General features: G+C 44.0%; 7 protein-coding genes and 1 pseudogene. 2 read left to right on the top strand and 6 right to left on the bottom strand.

Going from position 1 to position 5278, the window contains the following annotated elements:
• The 5 genes and pseudogenes from AWU77_RS20435 to AWU77_RS02370 all read right to left on the bottom strand — a co-directional run.
• Positions 1-801: pseudogene (locus AWU77_RS20435) on the bottom strand (hypothetical protein); the annotation flags it as partial.
• A 314-nt stretch (positions 802-1115) separates the two neighbouring features.
• Positions 1116-1337: a hypothetical protein gene (locus AWU77_RS02355; protein ID WP_062058691.1), complete on the bottom strand. Its 222-nt coding sequence runs from the start codon at positions 1335-1337 to the stop codon at positions 1116-1118.
• A gap of 49 nt (positions 1338-1386) precedes the next feature.
• Positions 1387-1650 carry a hypothetical protein gene (locus AWU77_RS02360; protein WP_062058694.1) on the bottom strand — a complete coding sequence of 88 codons (264 nt, stop codon included), beginning with the start codon at positions 1648-1650 and terminating at the stop codon, positions 1387-1389.
• 323 nt (positions 1651-1973) lie between these two features.
• Complete coding sequence (locus AWU77_RS02365; protein WP_062058697.1) at positions 1974-2330, bottom strand: hypothetical protein; 357 nt, start codon at positions 2328-2330, stop codon at positions 1974-1976.
• Position 2331: 1 nt separating this feature from the next.
• The gene (locus tag AWU77_RS02370) at positions 2332-3390 is read right to left on the bottom strand and encodes a phage/plasmid replication protein, II/X family (RefSeq protein WP_062058700.1); all 1059 of its coding nucleotides are present in this window, start codon (positions 3388-3390) and stop codon (positions 2332-2334) included.
• A 524-nt stretch (positions 3391-3914) separates the two neighbouring features.
• Here AWU77_RS02370 and AWU77_RS02380 point away from each other — a divergent pair.
• Positions 3915-4103: a hypothetical protein gene (locus tag AWU77_RS02380; RefSeq protein ID WP_062058706.1), complete on the top strand. Its 189-nt coding sequence runs from the start codon at positions 3915-3917 to the stop codon at positions 4101-4103.
• Between the two features lie 12 nt (positions 4104-4115).
• A complete protein-coding gene (locus AWU77_RS02385; RefSeq protein ID WP_062058710.1) occupies positions 4116-4376 on the top strand; it encodes a DUF1737 domain-containing protein in 261 nt (86 codons plus the stop codon).
• Between the two features lie 444 nt (positions 4377-4820).
• Here the strand turns inward: AWU77_RS02385 and AWU77_RS02390 are convergent, their stop codons facing one another.
• A complete protein-coding gene (locus tag AWU77_RS02390; RefSeq protein WP_062058713.1) occupies positions 4821-5081 on the bottom strand; it encodes a hypothetical protein in 261 nt (86 codons plus the stop codon).
• Positions 5082-5278: the final 197 nt, after the last annotated feature.

Consider the following 5278-nt stretch of genomic DNA (forward strand, 5'->3'; position numbering starts at 1 on the left):
AGCAGCGGAAGCAGCACTAGCAGAACTGGCGGCAGTACCAGAGCCAACACCTCCACCAGAACAAAACCAATTACCTTGAGCATCTTTAAACTTATTAGGACAAGGAGAGTCCTCGGAAACAGGCAACCAATTGCCATAAGAGGCAAAAGGTTGCCAAGGAATATCACCGTCAGCAGTAACTTTTAACGAAGTAACGCAAGAAAAATACGTCTTAGAATAGGGATCACATTGACCTACGCTAGAGGATGAATTACCAGCACCACCAGCAGAACTAGAGGACGAATTAGGGGAACCAGAACCAGAGCCAGAACCAGAACCACCGCCGCCGCCGCCACCAGTAGAAGGACTACCACCACCATCACCACCGCCACCAGTTGAAGGGGAAGATCCACCACCGCCACCAGTAGAGGGAGCGCTAGCAGTAGGTGAACTAGTATTAGGGGTTGATGCGGGGGCTGATGCGGGTGTAGATGCTGGCGCAGACGAATTTTGGGAAGAGCTACCTTGCTCACTATCTGGAACGCAATCGCCGTTGTAGTCGCCTGGCACTAAACAGAATGATGATGTAGACGAAGAAGAACCGCCCTCAGACGTAGGGCAAACCATTTGACCCGTTGAGGGATCATAAACTTTTGATTGGCCGTCGGGACAATCACCACCGCCATTATCAGAACCCTCCAAAGCGCATTCAGTAACGGGACCGAGTGGAGTATCAACAGACGTTAAAACATAAGGCGACGGACAGGTGCAATTGACAGAGCATTCCATTACATCACCATAGGGATTAGAGGAGTCTGGCAAACACTTTCCTTTGGAAACAGCTACGCCGCCATTATTTTGGGCGCACGCTGTAATTTCTTGACCAAGCAAATAGGAATAGGCTTGAGGCCAACCACAATTGGACATTTCTGTAACAATTTGACAATTAGGTTTTGGTGCCTGAGAGAAGGAAGGAAAAGAAAGAAATATAAAAAATAAAATAAATAAATAACGCATAGCAATCATCCAAAAAAAATGCCGCCCATTAAGAGCGGCACTAATTAGCCTTGACTGCCAACGGCTACGCCAACAATAAAACAAATGACGGCTAAGGCAGCAAAAATAAGCCCCGCCAATTACACTTTTTTCAGCAAGGAAACCACCAAACCAACACCAACGATAATAGCAACGATTTGAATCATGCCGGTTGATGTTAATTCTACTGAGTTCTCAGCAGCGGTTTGAGCAGCGGTGATCGCGGTATCGTCGATTGCATGAGCGGCAGAAGCAGCGAGAGCAGCAACAGCAACACCGAATTTAACACCGCGAGAACGAAGCAAAGAGAAATTAGATTTCATAAAAAAATACCTTTTCAAAAAGTTAAAAGAAATATTCCACCACAGAATTCTAAGAACGGCGCAGCCGGTTAATCACCATACCAACACCAAAACCAACGATAAAAAGAGTAAGAGAAAAAATAACAATTCCCGATATTTTAACGGGATCAAATTCATTAAGTGCAACCAACTGGGAATAAATCGCGGTGCTATCAGATGGTTGTACATAAGGAACTATTTCCCAGCCTGAATCACAAGCTAAGACGTTATTGATAGAAGTTGGTCCGGCTTTAGCTGGAATTAAATTACCTGCGCAAGTAATGATATTAGACATAAAATTATTTCAAATTAGGGTTAATAACGACATCGCCAAGCTCAACATATTGAGAATGACTTTTAAAAAAAACAGAAAGGTTATAAGTATCAATAACGCATGAAATAGCCATAACCAATAAGCAAAAACAAACAAAAAAATAAAAAAGATTTTCTTTCATAAATCACCTAGAAGACGAATAGTTCAAAACTAAACAACAAAATATTATAGAAATGAGGCAAAACCAAAAAAAAGGATCACAAAAAACATCCATAAATCACCTATTAGGCGCTCCCCTGCCCCTCCCGTGGTGGAGGAAATTCGGGGCAAAGGAGCTTAAGACGTTAAACGGGATTAGCGTTAGTTTGTGATTGCGCTCTTGGTTTGGATGAAGGCAGAGCAGCGTAGAAACCAACGCAAACACTCTTAGGTGCTTGACCCAATTTTTTTGATGGAATGAATTCCATTTCCATTGTGATTGGCTGGCCAATAAGTGATTTTGCTTTTTCGTAGTGTTCAGCGTAGTTCTCTACATTGAACGTCATCACGGTGTCGCCATGAGCCATAGTGTCAGACTCAGGGAACGGAACAGCGCAATGCAATTCAACGCGATCAGTTGCCCAAGCTTGACCATTTTCCAACTGGCCAGAACCTTTTTTACCAACTACGCCAATCAAGTTTGCAGTTTGTGTATATTTCATATTAATTTGCTCCAATAGCAAGGTTAATTTGATCCCATGATGAGATCGGTTGATCAAGAACAATTTGGCGACGACGAAGCGGAACCACGTTTATGGGTTGTAAATCCGCAGCGACCAGACCAATAGTCCTCAAATACTTTACGTGCTTATAAAAAGTGGGCTTGGGATATGAATCCTTAGCAATCGGATACCCATTCATACGAATCTGGGTGTAACACTGGTAAGCAGCACGCGCCCTACCCTCTGTAGGGATTTGCCCCTCACCTTTGCCCACATTAGCGAGCAACTTATCTAAAACGTTGCACATATCGACCACCTCTACAGTGGATATGAATTTAGAAAAATAATCTGAATGATGCTTTAGTAAAAACTCAGGAGAGAACTGATACCAATTCAAACCGGTGCTTTCGCGTATCCGGTGAATTAAACCTCTGCACATTGAGTATTCGAGACGCAACAATCGATCAGCTTTTGCTAGTTCTTCAGGTGTGACACGTGCATTATTTTTTGCAACTAATTCGCGGAGCTGAACACCTTTTAAATAGGCTTTGCCCTTATGCAATGAAGAACCTTTCCCCCAAACTACTGCCGTATCGTAAGTGCTGGTTTTTTGTCTACCGCACTTCAACGGCTTTAAATAATCTATTGCCTGTTGTGCTTGAGCTTGTGAACCCATATCGAAATTTTGATTTATATCGATACGAGAGCAAGACCACATAGGCAAGTTTTTTGGAATAAAAATAGAGTGATGTTTAGCAACAAAATCAATCATATTTTTTGCGCACTCTTGAATATCCAAAGAACCAAAAACATTATGCGCAGAGACGACACGCGCTGGACTTCCTTGTATTTGCAAACGAGAACCGAAGTTCACAGTGACGTTGTGATCATCGGACTTAATATTTTCTCTTACAGCAGTTTCCCAGCGAACCTCACCGGTTAAGCCATTAATGCGCTGAACTCGATCAGCATTTTTCAAAACGCGATGCATTGAATCGCGATCCAATAAGCTGGCATCTAGCCAAAGTGTGAGCCAGTCAATCATTCCTACTTGTTGCATAAGCACCGCCAAGGCCTGCGACTATTTCCACAGGTGCAGCGATTAACACGAGCAGCGGAACGGACACCAGATTTACGAAGCTGATCAACAAATTGGGAATCCGGAACGACAAGCGATTCGGATGAAGGTGTAAAAAGACTGGCACCAGTCAAATCAAAAACATGAGTGGAACCAGTAAGGGGATCGAAAACTTCAAACGCAGAATTGGAACTAACAGAACGAAACGGGCGACTAGGAATAACAGTAATTTGAGAGCGAAAGAGGCGGACATGAGAATCGAAAGCACCCGCTCTGATATCGCGCTGGTCATCCAAAGAGATGTAGTGAACATCGGGGGATGAAGGCTCAGTAAAGGGCTGGTTGTATCTGCTTAGGCGTATTTCCATCACAAACCTGCATTTATGCATAAATTATATGTGCAGAGGATACATAAAATTACATAAATCACAACTAATAAATGTAGAAATGCAGAAAAAATATATAATATTTCAATAAGTAATTATTTCTTTATATGAGGAACGACTATGGCTACCAAGCCGCACACGCTGGCAGTAAGGGCTGAAAGATGGGAATCGATAGAGAAAAAAGCATGGAAAATGAGCAATGCAGCCGGAAAGATCATAAAGCCAACAGATATCGCAGACGCACTGCTATGGAAAAACCTAGAAGGGCTAACGATTGAGGACATAGAAAACGCAAAGAAAACACGATAAGGGCAAGGAAACATGAAGAAAGCTGAATACAAAATCATAGTAAGCGACAAGGGCTTCGATGACTTTGAGGCAAAAGTAAGTGAAAAACTAAACGAAGGATGGAAGCCCATAGGCGGAATATCCTTCAACCACAGCTACCCTCACCAAGCAATGGCAAGGGTGGTGGATGTGAAAAGAAAGAATGAAATAGCAACACCCCCGCAAAAAGCTAGCGACAAGAAGCGATCGCTAACAGCAAACGAGGCGATGAAGCGCCTAGACGATTTAACCTAGCAATAAATGGGTTTTTATCCCACGGGAGACTTTGTAACGGTGTCACTAGGCACCGTTACGGGCTGGCGCCCGCTTTCGTGCTCGTTCCTGCGCGCGGCGCTGGCGCCATTAGCCCTTATTCCGCGTTGGAACGGTGCCAAACGCAAACCTAAGGGGATAAATCCCCTTGGCCGACATAACGCCCCTGTGTGGTCGCTGGAGGCTCCCTTCAGGGGTTCCCTTCGGCTAAGTCGGTGGCTGTGGCCATTTGCTGAGGAAGATGGTCAGGCACTGATAGCTCGCGATCGGGTTAATCAGTGGGAAGGTGTGAAAGCCGGTGCGGTGAAATGGCACCGGAGGGGCTGGAAGCATTCCCCGGGAGAGCACATACGATTTTATGTTACCTCCGGAGAGGGTTTATTCAATGCCTGGCAAGGCACATACATTTTTATGTGCTGCACCTGGCTAAACATCTTCGATATCCACTTGGTCAGGAACGGCACCGGCAAAACATTTGAACGCCGACGGCTTCATCATTTGCGAATAGATAAATAACTTCGCGTCATTCGAATTTTTAATCTCACCTTGATAAATTTTTTTGCGAAAAAATTCACGCAACCTTTCATCTGGCTTTTTTGCAAACTTGCCAAAAGCCGCGAGCAAATCATCATCAATAGAAATACATACGCGCTTGCCGTAATAACCAATTTTTGAATCGATACGCATAAAAAAAGCCCCTGATAAATTGATATCAAGAGCTTACATAAAATCGTATGTGTTTGTCCAGGCTAAACGCTAAATGCGCATAACACGGATTATGTGTAAATTCTCGCCGCGAGCTAATCGCTATTATCGCGGCTTCGAATTCGCCTACGGCGCCCTGCGGGTAACATAATGGCCGGACTTAATTATGCGCAATTAGC

The organism is Cellvibrio sp. OA-2007 (assembly GCF_000953825.1).
Classification (GTDB): Bacteria; Pseudomonadota; Gammaproteobacteria; order Pseudomonadales; family Cellvibrionaceae; genus Cellvibrio.

Bases quoted from the DNA above. Each gene is read 5' to 3' on its own strand.
- AWU77_RS02355 (WP_062058691.1), bottom strand. From the start codon at position 1,337: ATGAAATCTAATTTCTCTTTGCTTCGTTCTCGCGGTGTTAAATTCGGT.
- AWU77_RS02360 (WP_062058694.1), bottom strand. From the start codon at position 1,650: ATGTCTAATATCATTACTTGCGCAGGTAATTTAATTCCAGCTAAAGCC.
- AWU77_RS02365 (WP_062058697.1), bottom strand. From the start codon at position 2,330: ATGAAATATACACAAACTGCAAACTTGATTGGCGTAGTTGGTAAAAAA.
- AWU77_RS02370 (WP_062058700.1), bottom strand. From the start codon at position 3,390: ATGCAACAAGTAGGAATGATTGACTGGCTCACACTTTGGCTAGATGCC.
- AWU77_RS02380 (WP_062058706.1), top strand. From the start codon at position 3,915: ATGGCTACCAAGCCGCACACGCTGGCAGTAAGGGCTGAAAGATGGGAA.
- AWU77_RS02385 (WP_062058710.1), top strand. From the start codon at position 4,116: ATGAAGAAAGCTGAATACAAAATCATAGTAAGCGACAAGGGCTTCGAT.
- AWU77_RS02390 (WP_062058713.1), bottom strand. From the start codon at position 5,081: ATGCGTATCGATTCAAAAATTGGTTATTACGGCAAGCGCGTATGTATT.